The sequence below is a fragment of the Actinokineospora bangkokensis genome, from assembly GCF_001940455.1.
Lineage (GTDB): Bacteria > Actinomycetota > Actinomycetes > Mycobacteriales > Pseudonocardiaceae > Actinokineospora > Actinokineospora bangkokensis.
This window is the reverse complement of sequence record NZ_MKQR01000026.1, coordinates 814,015-829,783: the sequence shown is the minus strand read 5'-3', so window position 1 is coordinate 829,783 and position 15,769 is coordinate 814,015. Positions and strand designations below refer to the sequence as shown.

Sequence of the window (15,769 nt, the reverse complement as noted above, 5' to 3'; positions counted from 1 at the left end):
GCCGATTGCCCCGAAATTCCTTCACGATCGCCCGACAGGCCCAACGCGCGCGCACCTGCGGGCGATCGCGCAGGTCGTCACCCCCGGCGACTACCCTCGGGCACCATGAGCATCGGCGCCCACGTCCGCGACGACGACCCGCTCTCGGCCGCCCAGGAGCGCGGTGCCGAGGTGGTGCAGTTCTTCCTGGCCGACCCGCAGGGGTGGAAGGCGCCCGCGCCGCACCCGATGGCCGACGAGCTGCTGGCCAGTGAGCTGACCGTGTTCGTGCACTCGCCGTACGTGGTCAACCTCGCCTCCACGAACAACCGCGTCCGCATCCCCTCCCGCAAGCTGGTCACCCAGCACGCCGAGGGCGCGGCCAAGGTCGGCGCGCAGGGCCTGGTGGTGCACGGCGGCCACGTCACCAAGGGCGAGGACCCCCAGGTGGGCATCGACAACTGGCGCAAGTTCTTCGAGCGCCAGGACGCCGAGGGCGGCTTCGCCGTGCCGATCCTCATCGAGAACACCGCGGGCGGCGACGGCGCCATGGCCCGCCGGTTCGACGTGCTCGCCCGGCTCTGGGACGCCGTGGGCGGCTTCGGCGCGGGCTTCTGCCTCGACACCTGCCACGCCTTCGCCGCCGGGGAGGACCTCGTCGGCATCGTCGACCGGGTCAAGGCGATCACCGGGCGGATCGACCTGGTGCACCTCAACAGCTCCCGCGACGAGTTCGGCTCCGCCCGCGACCGGCACGACAACATCGCCACCGGCACCATCGACGCCGACGAGCTGGTGGCCGTGCTCGCCGCGGCGGGCGCCCCGGCCGTGGTGGAGACCCCCGCCGAGGGGCAGGCCGCGGACATCGCCTTCCTGCGTGAGGCCCTCGGCCGGTGAGCGGGGGGCCGGTCGGCACCGCCACCGCCGAGGTGGTCGCCGGGCCCGCGGTCGCCCCCGGGCGCGCCGCGCGGCTGGGCCGGGGGGCGCTGGCGGTGCTGGTGCTGCTCTGCGGGGTGGCGCTGGCGCTGGGCTTCGCCAACAAGGACCGGTGCACCGGCACCACCTTCGACCAGTGGGGCCGCAGCACCCCGGACTTCGCCGAGCGCAAGTACCGGGAGGCCTGCTACTCCGACATCCAGTACCTGTGGGTCGGCCGCGACGTCGACCGGCACGTCTTCCCGTACGTCGACGGCGGCATCACCGCCGACGGCGAGCTGCGCGGCGGCACCGTCGAGTACCCGGTGCTCACCGGGCTGGTGATCTGGCTCGGCGCGCTGGCCGTGCACACCGACGCGGGCTTCCTGCTCGCCTCCGCGCTGATCATGGCGCCGTTCGGGCTGGTCACCGCCTGGTTGCTGGGCAGGCTCTCGCGCTGGCGGGCGCTGGTCTGGGCGCTGTCGCCACCGCTGGTGCTCTACGCGTTCCACAACTGGGAGCTGCCGGTCGTGCTGTGCGCGACCGCCGCCGTCTACGTGGTGCACCGCGGCTGGGGGCGCCGCGGGGTGGACCGCCCGCTGCGGCACCGCGCGCACGCCGCCGCGGTGCTGCTCGGCCTGGGGTTCGCGTTCAAGCTGTACCCGGCGATCTTCGTGCTGCCGCTGATGCTCTACGTGCTCACCGGCGGCCGGGGCGGCGCCGAGCTGCCCGCGGGCCGTCGGCGCGACGTCGCGGGCATGGTCACGACCGCGCTGGTGGCCATGGGCACCGCGGTGGCGGTCAACGCCCCGTTCGCGCTGGCGGGCTTCGACGGCTGGCTGGCCTCGTTCACCTTCCAGGGCCAGCGCAAGGCCGACATCACCTCGAACTCGATCTGGTACTGGGCGCTGCGCCCGGACTCCGAGCCGCAGAACGACGCGGTGAACCACCTGGTCAACATCGCCTCGCCGGTGGCGGTGTTCGCCTCGTTCGCCGTCGCCGCCACCATCGGCTGGGTCCGCTACCGCCGCGAGGGCACCTACCCGTGGGTGCCGGTGTCCGCGGCGATGCTGTGCGGGTTCCTGCTGCTGCACAAGGTGCACTCCCCGCAGTACGCGCTGTGGCTGGTGCCGATGTTCGTGCTGGTCCGGGTGCGCTGGGGGTGGATCGCGGCCTACTTCGCCGCCGACCTGGCCATGGGCATCGGGATCTTCGTGTGGTTCGCCGACATCGCCGACGACGTGCCCGCCGGGGTCTACGACGGGTTCGCCGCGCAGGCGGTGATGATCGGGGTGTGGGGCCGCGCCGCGCTGCTGGTGGGGCTGTTCACCGCCTTCCTCACCCACCGGTCCACGGTGGACGAGGAGGTCACACCACCAGTTCCGGCTGCCGCCGCGCCGCCAGCGCCAGCACCCGGCGCCGGTGCGCCAGCGACTCCGCGGTGATCACCACCAGCGCCAGCCACACCAGCCCGAACCCGATCCACCGCGGCCCCGGCATCGCCTCGTGGAACACCAGCACGCCGATGGCGAACTGGATGATCGGCACGAAGTACTGGAGCATGCCCATGGTCGACATCGGCACCCGCACCGCGGCCGCGCCGAACAGCAGCAGCGGCACCGCCGTCACCACCCCGGTGCCCGCGAGCAGCAGCGCGTTCACCCAGCCCGCGTGCCCGAACGTCCCGCCGCCGGAGGCGTGCACCACCACCAGGAAGACCAGCGCGACCGGCGCCAGCACCGCGGTCTCCAGCGCCAGCCCCTCCGCGGAGCCCACGCCCGCCTTCTTCTTCATCAGCCCGTAGGTGCCGAAGGAGAACGCCAGGGTCAGCGCGATCCACGGCAGCCGCCCGTAGTCCCAGGTCAGCTCCACCACGGCGGCCAGCGCCACGCCCAGGCCCACCCACTGCCCCGGCCGCAGCCGCTCCCCCATCACCAGCACGCCGAGCAGGATCGTCACCAGCGGGTTGATGAAGTAGCCCAGCGAGGTCTCCACGACCTGCCCGGAGTTGACCCCGTAGATGTACATGCCCCAGTTCAGGGCGATGGTGAAGGCGCCGACGGCGATGAACCCGAGCCGCGTGCGGTCGCGCAGCACCGCGCGCACCTGCGCCCAGCGGCGGGTGACCGCGACGAGCACCGCCACCGCCACCAGCGACCAGACGATGCGGTGCGCCAGGATCTCCACCGGGCCCGCCGGGGCGAGCAGCGGCCAGTAGAGCGGGAAGAAGCCCCAGGCCACGTAGGCCGCGACCCCGAGCAGGAAGCCCTTGCGCCCTGTGTCCACCACGCCTCCCGATCATCCCACCACCGACCGCTGGCAGTGTCGCACCAGGACACGTCCGGGTCACACCGGCTTTACGCGGGCACGGGCTCCCGCCGGGGCTTCAGCACGAACCTGTCCGGGGCGCCGTCCAGCACCCCACCTGCGGGGTCGTCGTCCCCGAGGGCCCGGACCAGGTCGCGAGCGGGGTGGTAGACCTCATAGATCACCAGCGCGCACAGCGCCAGGACGGCCAGGTCGCGCACCACCACGACGCCGAGGAACCACTCCTCCGGCAGGCCCTTCTTCGAGTCGCCCATGAAGTAGAACATCCGCGGCGCCCACACCAGCGCGTCCACGACCATCCAGGCCAGCAGCACCCGCCAGCGCGGCACCGCGAGCACCGCCAGCGGCACCAGCCACAGCGAGTACTGCGGGCTCCACACCTTGTTCGTGAGCAGGAAGAACGCCACCACCAGGAACGACAGCTGCGCCACCCGGGGCTTCACCGGCGCGCGCAGCCCGATGACCGCGACCCCCGCGCAGCACACCACGAACAGCACCGCGCTCACCGTGTTGAGCCAGAACGGCGACTCCCCGAACGGCAGGCCGGGGTCGAAGCCCTCCCACCCGGTGAACTTCTCCAGCACGTTGTAGAGCGAGTCCGGGTCCGCACCGCGCAGCGAGTTCAGCGTGAAGAACTGCGACCACCCCGCCCGCGTGTCCTCCGGCAGGTAGATGGCGGCGTTCACCGCCAACCAGGACACCGCCGCGGCCCCGGTCGTCCACGCCCACTCGCGCAGCTTCCCGCCGCGCAGGCACAGCACGAGCAGCGGCCCCAGCAGGAACAGCGGGTAGAGCTTCGCCGCGCCGCCCAGGCCGAGCATGATCCCCGCCAGCACCGGCTTCTTGCGCGCCCAGGCCAGCAGCCCCAGCGCGGCGAAGGCCGTGGCGAGGGTGTCGAAGTTCGTGAACGCGTGCACCATGACCAGCGGCGACAGCGCGATGAACGCCGCGTCCCACGGTCTGCGGCGCGCGGTCAGCAACGTGGCCCAGAGCGTGATCAACCAGGCCAGCGCCAACCAGAACGCGGTGATGTCGAAGTAGACGACCACCGGCAGCCCCGTGGGCAACCACCCCTGGTCCGCCAGCTGCACCCAGCCCTGGGCCATCTTGGCGTTCGCCCACTGGAACAACCCGGTGAGCACCGGGTACTCCATGTACCGGACCGTCTCGTTCGGCTTGCCCTTGTTCTCCACCCACGAGGTCTTGTAGGGGAACCCACCCCGGTCCAACCGCTCCGCCGAGTACAGCGGCACCACGTCCGAGTAGCACATCGCCACGTACGGCCTGCCGGAGCGCCAGTCCAGCTCCAGCTTGCCGTTCCCCGCGTCGAACTGCTGCACGCACGCCGCCTTGCCGAACCACGCCAGCGCCAGCGCGAACACCCCGAACAGCAGCGCCACCCGCAACGGCGTCCAGAACCAGTGCCTGCCCACCGCCGCGTGCTCGCCCACCGGCCCGCCCACCGGCGCCGACGCCGCCGCGGCCAACGGCTCGCTGATCGTCGGCAGGACCCGCTCCCGCGGCCCCAGGGACGCCGTGTCCCCGGCCCGCTCCCCGCTCACCGGTGACTCGGACACGGCGCGATGCTACGGGTGCCGGTGTGCGACGCGGGTTTGGCACGGCCGCTGCGCCGCTCCGTATTTCACTCGATCCGGTGGTTCGGAGTCGGGCTTTTCGGGCGGGGTTATCCACAGGCAAGATCGTTTGGGGCTTGTTTGCGCTGGTCAGCGGGTAGAATGGCCGCAAGGGACCACAGCCCCTTGGGTGGGTGGGGGCTGCGGATGGTGACGCGTGGGGGCGCGTGGAGTTGATCTTGGCTCGGTGTATGTGGGGTTCTTGGGGCGCGGTGTGGACGGGTTCTTGGCGCAGTGGGGGCCTGTCCTCGGGGGCCGCGAGTGTGTAACTCGGGAGGTGGCGAGTCAAGGGCGCCCTGCGGGCGTCGCTTCGCGATGGGCTTTGCCCACCCTTGACACGCCACCTCCCGAGCTACGAGCGGCCGGGACTGGGTCAGGCCGGGGTGTAGGCAGCGCCGTGACTGTTTGCTCAGTTGAGCGTTGTCGGGGGTGCCGGGGGGTTGTGGGGGCTGGGCGTCATGGTTTGCGGGGTGGGCGTGGGGTTGGCCAGACGACGGCTTTAGGGATGGGCTTCGCCACGGGGCATGGGGCATGGGGGTGCCGGGGGGTGGTGGGGCTGGGCCGCATGGGTTGGAGGGTGGGGGTGCATTGGCCTAACGACGGCTTTGAGGGATGGGTGGGCTCGCCTTCGGCGTCGGAGGGTGGGAGTGGGGAGGGGGCGGGGGTGGCGTGGAGGGGGGTGATGGGAGAAGCCCCCGGGCCTGGGGCTCGGGGGCTTCCTGGGGGTGCTGGGGGTTAACCGTTGGCGCCGTTGTTGCCGGGGCCACCGCCGCCTCCGCCGGGGAGGGGGAGGTCGGTGTCGTCGCCGGGGCGGGGGCGGGTGGGGCGGGTGGTGGTGGTTTCGCCCGCGTCTGCCTCGGTGGTGGTGGTCGGGGGGGCCTCGGCGGTGGTGGTGGTCGTGGGGGCGTCGTTGGGTTGGGAGTTGGTGGGCTTCTGGGTGGTCTCGTCGTTGTCGTCTTGCTTGGGGGTGTTCTTGCCGATCGGCTTGAAGGGGCCGAAGTCGAGCTTGGGCTGGTTCTTGAGGTAGGAGTCCATGAAGGTCTTCCAGATCTTGCCCGGGAGGCCGGAGCCGTAGATCTTGGCGCCGGAGGCGTCGCGGAGGATGGGGTTCTGGGAATCGCCGCCCATCGAGACCGCGGTGGAGATCTGGGGGGTGTAGCCGACCATCCAGGCCTTGGTGTTGTCGGCGGTGTCCTCGCCCTGCGGGTTGACGTACTGGTGGGTGCCGGTCTTGCCCGCGCACACCCGCTTGTCGTCGCAGGCGACCTTGGAGTAGGCCGGGATCGGGATCAGGGCCTCGGTGACGTTGCGGGCGATCTGCTGGTTGCGGTCGGCGTCGTTGGCGTCGAAGGCGGCCTTCTCGGCCAGCTCGGTGCGGCTGGTCGCGTCGAACGCCACCCCGCCGTCGGGGTAGGTGACCTTCTGCACCAGGTGCGGCTTGCGGTAGGTGCCGTTCGCCGCGAACGTCGCGTACGCCGAGGCCATGTCCACCGTCGTCACCTGGGTGGCGCCACCGCCGATGGCGATGTTGATGTCGCCGCTGGCCTTCGACAGGTCGGACTGGATGCCCGCCTGCTGGGCCGCGGTCACCACGCCGCCGGGCTTGACGTCGTTGTAGACCATGTCCGAGAACACGACGTTCAGGGACTCCTTCATCGCCTCGGCCACCGTGCACGACGAGCCGCACTTGGGGGTGGAGGCGTTGCGGACGATCTTGTTGTTCGCGCCGAAGGCCTTGGGCTTGGTGTCGTAGACCTCGCCGAGGCCCTTGCCCTTCTCCAGCAGGCCCACCAGGTCGAACGGCTTGAACGACGACCCCGGCTCCTGGCGGGCGGCCGCCCAGTCGAAGCCCGCTCCGTCCGGGCCGCCGTAGTAGGCGCGCACCGCGCCCGTGGCCGGGTCCACCGCCACCAGGCCCGGGTGCAGGTTCGCGGGCTGGCCGTCCATCACCGACGCCACCGCCTGCTCGGCCAGGTTCTGCGCGTTCGGGTCGATCGTCAGCGTGATCACGTAGCCGTTGCGCTTGACCGAGTCCTCGGAGATCCCGTAGGACTCCAGCTCCTTCATCACCAGATCGGCGAACCCGCGGCGGGGCGCGGGCAGCGCCGCCAGCTGCGAGTCGGCGGGGGGCACCGGCTCCGGGAAGGGCTGCTGGGCCTTGTCCGAGGCGGTCATCCAGTTGTTGGAGATCATCCGGTTGGTCACGTAGTCCCAGCGGCCGCGCTGGTACTCCACGTCCTTGCCGCGCGCCGGGGTCTGGATCATGCCCGCCAGCACCGCGGCCTGGGACTTGGTGATCTGCTTGATGTCCACGCCGTAGTACGCCTTCGCCGCCGCCGCGACGCCGTAGGCGCCGCGCCCGAAGTAGATCGTGTTCAGGTAGGCGGTGATAATGTCTTCCTTGCTGTACGTCTTGTTCATCTTGTAGGACTTCACGACCTCGACCCACTTGCGGGACAGGGTCGGGTCCTCGTTGCCCGATGCCTTCTTGATGTACTGCTGGCTGATCGTCGACCCACCGCCGGAACCGCCGGTGACCTGGAGGAACACCGCGCGCAGGATGCCGGTCAGGTCGAAGCCGGAGTTGGTCTCGAAGGTCTGGTCCTCGGCCGCGTACACCGCGTGCAGCACGTCCTTGGGGATGTCGGCGTACTCCAGCATGATCCGGTTGCCGCCGGACTCGGCCAGCCGCGCCATCGGCGAGCCGTCGGCGTACTGGAGCGTCACCACCTTGTCCTGGGCCAGGGCGACGTCGCGCGGGTTGTCGACCTCGACCATCTGGTAGGTGATGAAGAAGGCCAGCACCGGCACCACGATGGCCAGCGCCGTGCACACGTACAGGGTGCGCCGCACGCGGCGCCAGATCTTCTTGCGCCGCATCCGCTTCTCCTCCTCGGGGGTCAGCGAGTCGTCGGCGTCGTCGTAGTCGTCGTCGGCGGCGTAGTCGTCGTAGTCGTCGGCCGGGGTGGGGTCGTCGAACTCGCGGTGGGTGAGCAGCTGCGGCTCGGCGCGCTCGGTGGGGCTGGACTTCGACATGAAGACCGTGGGGTCCTCCGCCTTGTCCTGGCGCCCGCCCAGCGCGGTGCCGGTGACGCCCGCGGCGCTCAGCGCGCGGGTCGCCTCCTCGCTCAGCCCGCCACCGGGACCGGGGCGACCGGGACCCGCGGGGCCACCCGGGCGACCGGGACCACCCGGCCCGCCGGGACCACCCGGACCGCGCCCGCCGGGACCGGGACGGCCGGGGCCACCCTGCGGACCAGGCCCACCAGGGCCGGGCCGACCGGGGCCACCCGCACCACCAGGTCCACCAGGCCCGCCGGGGCCGTTGAAGCCGGGACCGCCCACGCCCGCGGCGCCTGCCGCGCCACCCGCAGCGGGGCGACCGGGCCCACCAGGTCCGCCGGGCCCACCAGGTCCGCCGGGCCCACCAGGTCCGCCAGGACCCGCGGGGCCGCGGCCGCCACTGGGCGGGCCGTAGTTGCGCTCGCCGGAGTCACCGCGCCCGCCGGGCGCACCGGCGGGCGGGAAGCCGTTCGGGCCGCCGCCGGGTCGACCGGGCGCGCCGCGCCCGGGACCGCCCGCGGGGGCACCGCCGTAGTTGCGCTCGCCGGACCCGCCGCGCGGGCCCTGGCCGTAGTCGCGCTCGCCCGAGCCTCCTCGGGGGCCTTGGCCGTAGTCGCGCTCGCCGGATCCGCCGCGGGGGCCCTGGTCGGGCCTGCCGCCCGCCGGGCCGGGGCCGCCCGCCGGGCCGCGCCCGGGCTGCTGGCCGCCACCGGGGGCCCGGCCGTCACCACGAGCGCCCTGACCACCCGGGCTGCCCGGTCCACCAGGGCCCCGCCCCTGGTCGGCCGGTCCACGTCCTGCACCACTGCTCATCGCCACGTCGCCATTCGAGCCGGGCCCCGACGGGCCTCCTGCACTGCGTCCACCGTCCCTGCCGCGCGCCCCGGGCGCGCCGGGCCGCTCCCCAGGGGACGCGCCGGAGGGGTCGCCGGTTGGCCACTGCGGCTCACCGGATCGGCCGGGGGTGTTGCGGTCGTTCACTGCGGGGCCTCCCAGACCGGCGTCGAGCTGCGAGGACGCCGTTCGGTGGTCGTGCTGGTCGATCTCGTGCCTGCCGGTCTCACTCGGCCGCCGATCGCCTGCGGGTGGGGCGCGCGCCGCCCGTGCCGAGCACGTACGACTGCACCAGGTGGTTCCACGAGCACGTCCGGCAGACCTCGACCACGTGGACGCTGAACTCCGCGAACGCCCCCGCCATCCGCTCCAGCTCCTCCGCCGCGCGGGCGGAGCCGGAGGCGTGCTTGAGCTCGTCGCCGAAGACCCAGCTCACGTGGGTGAGCTGCTCGCGGCGGCAGACCGGGCAGGTCACCCCGGTGGGCTGCCCGTGGAACTTCGCGGCGCGCAGCAGGTACGGGTTCGCGTCGCAGACCTCGTTGGTCCCGACGCGCCCGGAGTGGACCTCCGCGAGCAGCGACCGGCGCTGCAACGCGTAGTCGACCACCTGCCGCTGCGTTCGCACGCAAGACAGGGTACTGGGGGCCGATACCACGGCGATGGGCCGATCGGGCCAGGCGACATGCACGGTGGGTCACATTCGTGATGCGCACCCCCGCGGAGGGGCCGCTGACCGGGGGAAGCGCCCGGAACCCAGAACCCGGCGGTATACCCGCTCCCACCTGCGGTGTTCACGTGTCGATGGACACACGGCCACGAGTTGTCCACAGCGGTGATGTATCGGCACGATATAGTCGTCCAGTACATCGACCGGTGCCGTGATCGGGGGGTGGGCCCGTGCTCGAGTTCGCGATCCTCGGGCTGCTCCACGAGGCGCCGATGCACGGCTACGAACTGCGCAAGCGGTTGCACGACCTGCTCGGCACGCTGCGCGCGTTCTCCTACGGCTCGCTGTACCCGACGCTGCGCAGGCTGCTCAAGGCCGGGTGCATAGTCGAGGAGAGCCCGGGTAACGAGAAGGCGTGGGGCAGGCGGGCCAAGCGCGTCTACAAGCTCACCGCGGAGGGCAAGGAGCGCTTCGCGGAGCTGCTCGGCGACGCCGGGCCGCAGAGCTGGGACGACGAGGGCTTCAACGTCCACATGGCCTTCTTCTCGAAGACCCCGGCGGAGGTGCGCATGCGCATCCTCGAGGGCAGGCGGCGGCGGGTCGAGGAGCGCAGGGAGGGCCTGCGCAGCTCGATGGCCAGGGCGGGCGAGCAGATCGACCGCTACACCCGCGAACTGCACCGGTTGGGACTGGAGACCAGCGAGCGCGAGGTCCGCTGGTTGAACGAGCTGATCGCGCACGAGCAGCGCGAGCAGCGCTCGCAGTGAGCAACCCCCCGGCAGGCGATGGGGCCTGTGACGCGTCCCGCGTGCGAAGCCGCGGCTTGGAAACGAGAAGGAGAACCGGCATGGGCGAGAACCGCCGGAAGGTGCGGGTGGCCATCGTCGGCGTCGGCAACTGCGCCGCGTCGCTGGTGCAGGGTGTGCACTACTACCGCGACGCGGACCCGTCCTCCCGGGTCCCGGGCCTGATGCACGTCCAGTTCGGCGAGTACCACGTCGGTGACGTGGAGTTCGTCGCCGCGTTCGACGTCGACGCCAAGAAGGTCGGCAGGGACCTGTCCGAGGCCATCGTGGCCAGCGAGAACAACACGATCAAGATCTGCGACGTGCCGCCGACCGGCGTCACCGTGCAGCGCGGGCACACCTTCGACGGCCTCGGCGAGTACTACCGGGAGATGATCGAGGAGTCCGACGACGAGCCGGTCGACGTGGTGGCGGCGCTGCGCGAGGCCGAGGTCGACGTCCTGGTGTCGTACCTGCCGGTGGGCTCGGAGGACGCCGACCGGTTCTACGCCCAGGCCGCCATCGACGCCAGGGTCGCCTTCGTCAACGCGCTGCCGGTGTTCATCGCCTCCGACCCCGAGTGGGCGGCGAAGTTCACCGAGGCGGGCGTGCCGATCGTCGGCGACGACATCAAGTCCCAGGTCGGCGCGACCATCACCCACCGGGTCATGGCCAAGCTGTTCGAGGACCGCGGGGTGGAGCTCCAGCGCACCTACCAGCTCAACTTCGGCGGCAACATGGACTTCATGAACATGCTGGAGCGCAAGCGCCTGCAGTCGAAGAAGATCTCCAAGACGCAGTCGGTGACCTCCCAGATCCCGCACGAGATGGCCAAGGCCGACGTGCACATCGGCCCGTCGGACCACGTGCCGTGGCTCGACGACCGCAAGTGGGCCTACGTGCGCCTGGAGGGCAAGTCCTTCGGCGACACCCCGCTGAACCTGGAGTACAAGCTGGAGGTCTGGGACTCGCCCAACTCCGCGGGCGTCATCATCGACGCGGTGCGCGCTGCCAAGATCGCCAAGGACCGCGGGATCGGCGGCCCGATCCTGTCCGCGTCCAGCTACTTCATGAAGTCGCCGCCGGAGCAGTACTCCGACGACGCGGCGTTCGAGGCCGTCGAGGCGTTCATCCGCGGCGACGTGGAGCGCTGACGCGCGGTTCCCGGGGAGGGCGGCACGCCGGTGGCGGGCCGCCCTCCCGGCGTCCGGGGGCGGGGAAGTTCGCCCGCAGTTCACCCCGATGTCCGGTGCGCCCCGCCTTGCCCTCCTAGGTTCTGCGCGTTCCCACCACGAGCGAGGAGAACCCCGTGAGCACCACCGACGGCCGGATCGACCTGCCGCTGCTGCCGCCCGACCACCCGTTGGGCCGCTCGGCGGTCACCTGCGCCTACCGCTGCGCCAACGCGTGCGCGCACGAGGCGCCCAACACCTCCGACAACGGGTACTTCGGCGACGTGGTGCGGTCGGTGGTCAACCGCCGGGGCATGCTGCGCGCGGGCGCGGTGCTGGCCGTGGCGGGCGCGGGCGTGGCGGGCTTGGCGGGCACCGCGGCCGCCGACCGGGGCAAGCCCGGTCACGGCGGTCCCGGTCACGGCGGCCCGGCGCCCAAGGGCCTGGACTTCACCGCCGTCGCCCCCAACCGCGAGGACCGGATCGTCACCCCGGAGGGCTACCAGCAGAGCGTCGTGATCCGCTGGGGCGACCCGGTGCTGCCCGGCGCCCCCGCGTTCGACTTCGACAACCAGACCGCGGCGGGCCAGGCCAAGCAGTTCGGCTACAACAACGACTTCTGCGGCCTGGTGCCCTTCGGCCACGACCGCTGGCTCATGGGCTCCAACCACGAGTACACGACCGAGTCGTTCATGTTCAAGGGCTACAGCGCCGCCAACCCGACCGACGAGCAGATCCGCGTCGGCTGGGCCGCGCACGGCTTCTCCGTCGTCGTGGTCGAGCGCGACCGGCGCACCGGCAAGCTGCTGCCCAGGGTCGACCGCCGCTACAACCGCCGCATCACCGTGCGGACCGAGTTCGAGGTCACCGGCCCGGCGGCGGGCTCGGCGCTGCTGAAGTCGGCCGCCGACAGCACCGGCCGCACGGTCTTCGGCACCTTCGGCAACTGCGCGGGCGGGGTCACCCCGTGGGGCACCATCCTCTCCGGCGAGGAGAACTTCAACGGCTACTTCGCCAACGGCGACAAGATCACCGACCCGGTGGTCAAGGCGCGCACCAGCCGCTACGGCCTGCCCTCGGGCGCCTCCACCCGCAAGTGGGAGCGCCTGGACCCGCGCTTCGACCTGGCCAAGGACCCCAACGAGTTCAACCGGTTCGGCTGGGTCGTCGAGATCGACCCGCAGGACCCCGACGCCAAGCCGGTCAAGCACACCGCCCTGGGCCGGTTCAAGCACGAGGGCGCCACCATCCAGGTCGCCCGCGACGGCCGCGTGGTCTGCTACATGGGCGACGACGAGCGCTTCGACTACATCTACAAGTTCGTCTCCCGCGGCCGCTTCCAGCCGGGCTCGTCGCGCCGGGCGCGCGAGGAGAACAAGAAGCTGCTGCACGAGGGCACCCTCTACGTGGCCAGGTTCACCGGCGACAGCCCGGCCGCGGAGGTCGACGGCACCGGCAAGCTCCCCGCCGACGGCCAGTTCGACGGCACCGGCGAGTGGATCCCGCTCGCCTCCGGCTCCACCTCCTTCGTCGAGGGCTTCACCGCCGAGGAGGTCTACGTCTTCACCCGCCTCGCCGCCGACAAGGCGGGCGCCACCAAGATGGACCGCCCCGAGGACATCGAGCCCAACCCGGTCACCGGTCGCGTCTACGCCGCCCTGACCAACAACTCCGACCGCGGCAAGGCGGGCAAGGAGGGCGCGACCGAGGTCAACCCGCGCGTCGGCAACCGCAACGGGCACGTCCTGGAGTGGGAGGAGGCCCGCGGCGACCACACCGCCACCACCTTCACCTGGCGCCTGCTCCTGGTCTGCGGCGACCCGGCCACCGCCGACACCTACTTCGGCGGCTACGACAAGTCCCAGGTCAGCCCCATCAGCTGCCCCGACAACGTCGCCTTCGACAAGCACGGCAACCTGTGGATCGCCACCGACGGCAACGCCCTCGGCTCCAACGACGGCCTCTTCGCCGTCCCCACCGAGGGCCCCCGCCGCGGCCAGGTCAAGCAGTTCCTCACCGTCCCCGTCGGCGCCGAGACCTGCGGCCCGGTCATCCAGGACGACTTCGTCCTCGTCTCCGTCCAGCACCCCGGCGAGCTCGACGGCGCCTCCGCCGACAACCCCCTCGCCCACTGGCCCGACGGCGGCACCGCCCAGCCCCGCCCCGCCGTCGCGCAGGTCTGGAAGCCCGGCCGCGACATCGGCTGCTGACCCACCCCGCACCCCGGCGCCCGCCCGCTCCCCCGAGCAGGCGGGCGCCGGTGCGCTCAGGGCTGGTGGGGGCGGACGACGACCTCGGTGAGGTGGGCGTCGGGGCCCGCGAGGACGGCGGCGCGGATGGCGTGCGCGACGGAGTCGGGAGTGAGGTACTTGTCGGGTTCGTAGTCGCCGCCCTCGTCGTGGCGGACGGCTTGCTGCATGGCGGTGGCGGTGCGGCCGGGGTAGACGGTGGTGACGCGCAGGGTGGGTTCCTCGGCGCGCAGGACGTCGGCGTAGGCGCGGAGGGCGAACTTGCTGGCGGCGTAGGGGCCCCAGCCGGGGCTGGCCGTGCGGCCCTGGCCGGAGTTGACGAGCACGACGTGGCCTCGGGCGCGGCGCAGGGCGGGCAGCAGCAGGCGGGTCAGCTCCGCGACCGCCACGACGTTGACCTCCAGGATGGTGCGCCAGGCGTCGCCGGTGGCCTCGGTGAGGGGGCCGATGCGGACGGCGCCCGCGGAGTGGACCAGCAGGTCGAGCTCGTGGATGCCCGCGGTGGCCTCGGCCAGGGCGGCGGTGCTGGTGAGGTCGACCGGCCAGGGGCGGGCGTCGGGCAGGTCGGCGACCACGGCCCCGAGCGCGTCGGGGTCCCGGCCGCCGACCAGCAGCGAGTAGTCCTGCCCCAGGGCCCTGGCGACCGCCGCGCCGATGCCGCGGCTGCCGCCGGTGACCAGTCCAGTTCGCCGTGCCATGCCCGCCAACCTACCCAGGACCCACTCGGCCGCGCGGTCCCGTGCCCGTCCACCGGGCGAGGGCGGCGGCTCGCGCTCGACGGCGGGGGTCCCCGGCCGTCGAGCGCGAGCCGGTGCTCAGCGGGCGAGGAGGCGGGCGGTGACCGCGCCCGCGGCGGCCTGGGCGCGGTGGCGGTCGACGCGGGTGGGTTCGCCGGCCTCGACGACCTGGGCGCCGGCGACCCAGACGTCGGTGACGCGGCGGGAGCCCGCTGCCCAGACCAGGGTGGACAGGACCTGGGCGTCGGGGACGTCGAGGCCCGCGGCGAAGGCGGGGTCGTCGGCGGCGATGTGGACCACGTCGCCCCAGCGGCCGGGTTCGAGGGCGCCGATGTCGGTGCGGTGCAGGGCGTCGGCGCCGCCGCGGGTGGCCATCAGCAGCAGGTCGTCGGCCTTGACCACGGTGGAGTCGAGGGTGGAGACCCTGGCGAGCATGCCCGCCAGGCGCAGGTCCTCCCACAGGTCCAGGTCGTCGTTGGAGGCCGGGCCGTCGGTGCCCAGGCCCAGCCGCAGGCCCGCCTCGCGCACCTCGCGCATCCGGAACACCCCGGACGCCAGCTTCATGTTGGAGCCGGGGCAGTGGGCGATGCTGGCGTCGGCCTCCTGGTACACGGCGATGTCCTCGTCCGACAGGTGCACCGAGTGCGCGGTGAGCACCCGGCCGCCGAACACGCCCGCCTTGCGCAGCAGCAGCGGCACCGACCCGTGCGACTCGCGCTGGGCCACGTCCTCGGGCAGCGACTCGGCCACGTGCACCTGCAGCAGCGCCCCGCGCGCCCGGGACTCGGCGGCGACCTCGCCCAGCGCCTCCGGGGTGAGGGTGTAGCCGGAGTGCGGGCCGTAGCCGAGCTCGACGCGGTCGCCGGGGCCGGAGAGCACGCCGTCGGCGTCGATCCAGGCGTTGATCCCGGCCAGCTGCGCGCGCCAGTCGAAGCCGGGGACGTCCATCACCGCGGGGGCGATGACCACGCGGGCGCCGGTGTCGAGCACCGCGCGGGCGACCTCCTCGGCGTGGAAGTACATCTCCGCGCTGGTGGTGACGCCCGCGCGGAGCATCTCCACCGAGCCGAGCACCATGCCGTCGTAGACGTCGCGGGGCACCATGGTGGCCTCGGCGGGCCAGATGATCTCCTGGAGCCAGCGCACCAGCGGCAGGTCGCCGCCCATCCCGCGCAGCACCGTCATCGGGCTGTGCGCGTGCGCGTTGACCAGGCCGGGCAGCAGGATGCCGGTGAGCTCGCGGACCGGGCCGGTGTGCTCGGGGGCACCCGCGCGCGGTCCGACGTGGGTGATCCGGCCGGAGTCGTCCACGTCGACGACGGCGTCCCGCAGGACGGAGCAGGTGGGGTCGCAGGGCAGGACGACGGGGGCGGTCAGACGCAGACTCATGCGCGCAGATGATGCCA

At 72.5% G+C, this 15,769-nt stretch carries 12 protein-coding genes; 5 read left to right on the top strand and 7 right to left on the bottom strand.

Features of this window, described 5'->3' with window-relative positions:
* The first annotated feature begins 105 nt into the window (after positions 1-105).
* Together BJP25_RS26625 and BJP25_RS26620 are read left to right on the top strand one after the other, a co-directional pair.
* The gene (locus BJP25_RS26625; RefSeq protein WP_075977687.1) at positions 106-876 is read left to right on the top strand and encodes a deoxyribonuclease IV; all 771 of its coding nucleotides are present in this window, start codon (positions 106-108) and stop codon (positions 874-876) included.
* Positions 873-2,339: a glycosyltransferase family 87 protein gene (locus BJP25_RS26620; RefSeq protein ID WP_408607209.1), complete on the top strand. Its 1,467-nt coding sequence runs from the start codon at positions 873-875 to the stop codon at positions 2,337-2,339. The genes BJP25_RS26625 and BJP25_RS26620 overlap by 4 nt, the downstream gene beginning before the upstream one ends.
* Here BJP25_RS26620 and rarD read toward each other — a convergent pair.
* The 5 genes from rarD to BJP25_RS26600 all read right to left on the bottom strand — a co-directional run bounded on the left by rarD (position 2,263) and on the right by BJP25_RS26600 (position 9,378).
* Positions 2,263-3,180: an EamA family transporter RarD gene (gene rarD / locus BJP25_RS26615; RefSeq protein ID WP_075977867.1), complete on the bottom strand. Its 918-nt coding sequence runs from the start codon at positions 3,178-3,180 to the stop codon at positions 2,263-2,265. The genes BJP25_RS26620 and rarD overlap by 77 nt on opposite strands.
* Positions 3,181-3,251: 71 nt before the next feature.
* Complete coding sequence (locus tag BJP25_RS26610) at positions 3,252-4,799, bottom strand: glycosyltransferase family 87 protein (protein ID WP_075977686.1); 1,548 nt, start codon at positions 4,797-4,799, stop codon at positions 3,252-3,254.
* 792 nt (positions 4,800-5,591) lie between these two features.
* Positions 5,592-7,892 (bottom strand): transglycosylase domain-containing protein, encoded by a 2,301-nt coding sequence (locus BJP25_RS26605; protein WP_084794532.1) that lies wholly within the window; start codon positions 7,890-7,892, stop codon positions 5,592-5,594.
* 92 nt (positions 7,893-7,984) lie between these two features.
* The gene (locus tag BJP25_RS34405; RefSeq protein WP_158075725.1) at positions 7,985-8,320 is read right to left on the bottom strand and encodes a hypothetical protein; all 336 of its coding nucleotides are present in this window, start codon (positions 8,318-8,320) and stop codon (positions 7,985-7,987) included.
* Positions 8,321-8,979: 659 nt separating this feature from the next.
* Positions 8,980-9,378 carry a DUF5318 domain-containing protein gene (locus BJP25_RS26600; protein ID WP_075977685.1) on the bottom strand — a complete coding sequence of 133 codons (399 nt, stop codon included), beginning with the start codon at positions 9,376-9,378 and terminating at the stop codon, positions 8,980-8,982.
* Positions 9,379-9,650: 272 nt separating this feature from the next.
* Here BJP25_RS26600 and BJP25_RS26595 point away from each other — a divergent pair, with 272 nt between their 5' ends.
* The 3 genes from BJP25_RS26595 (at position 9,651) to BJP25_RS26585 (ending at position 13,587) form a co-directional block, all read left to right on the top strand.
* Complete coding sequence (locus BJP25_RS26595) at positions 9,651-10,187, top strand: PadR family transcriptional regulator (RefSeq protein ID WP_075977684.1); 537 nt, start codon at positions 9,651-9,653, stop codon at positions 10,185-10,187.
* An 80-nt stretch (positions 10,188-10,267) separates the two neighbouring features.
* A complete protein-coding gene (locus BJP25_RS26590; RefSeq protein WP_075977683.1) occupies positions 10,268-11,359 on the top strand; it encodes an inositol-3-phosphate synthase in 1,092 nt (363 codons plus the stop codon).
* A 155-nt stretch (positions 11,360-11,514) separates the two neighbouring features.
* The gene (locus BJP25_RS26585) at positions 11,515-13,587 is read left to right on the top strand and encodes a PhoX family protein (RefSeq protein WP_075977682.1); all 2,073 of its coding nucleotides are present in this window, start codon (positions 11,515-11,517) and stop codon (positions 13,585-13,587) included.
* A 56-nt stretch (positions 13,588-13,643) separates the two neighbouring features.
* On the opposite strand, the gene BJP25_RS26580 is transcribed toward BJP25_RS26585, so the two are convergent.
* Both BJP25_RS26580 and BJP25_RS26575 read right to left on the bottom strand, forming a co-directional pair.
* Positions 13,644-14,324, bottom strand: a complete 681-nt coding sequence (locus BJP25_RS26580; protein WP_075977681.1) for an SDR family oxidoreductase — start codon at positions 14,322-14,324, stop codon at positions 13,644-13,646.
* A gap of 117 nt (positions 14,325-14,441) precedes the next feature.
* Positions 14,442-15,752 (bottom strand): amidohydrolase family protein, encoded by a 1,311-nt coding sequence (locus tag BJP25_RS26575; RefSeq protein WP_075977680.1) that lies wholly within the window; start codon positions 15,750-15,752, stop codon positions 14,442-14,444.
* Positions 15,753-15,769 lie beyond the last annotated feature (17 nt).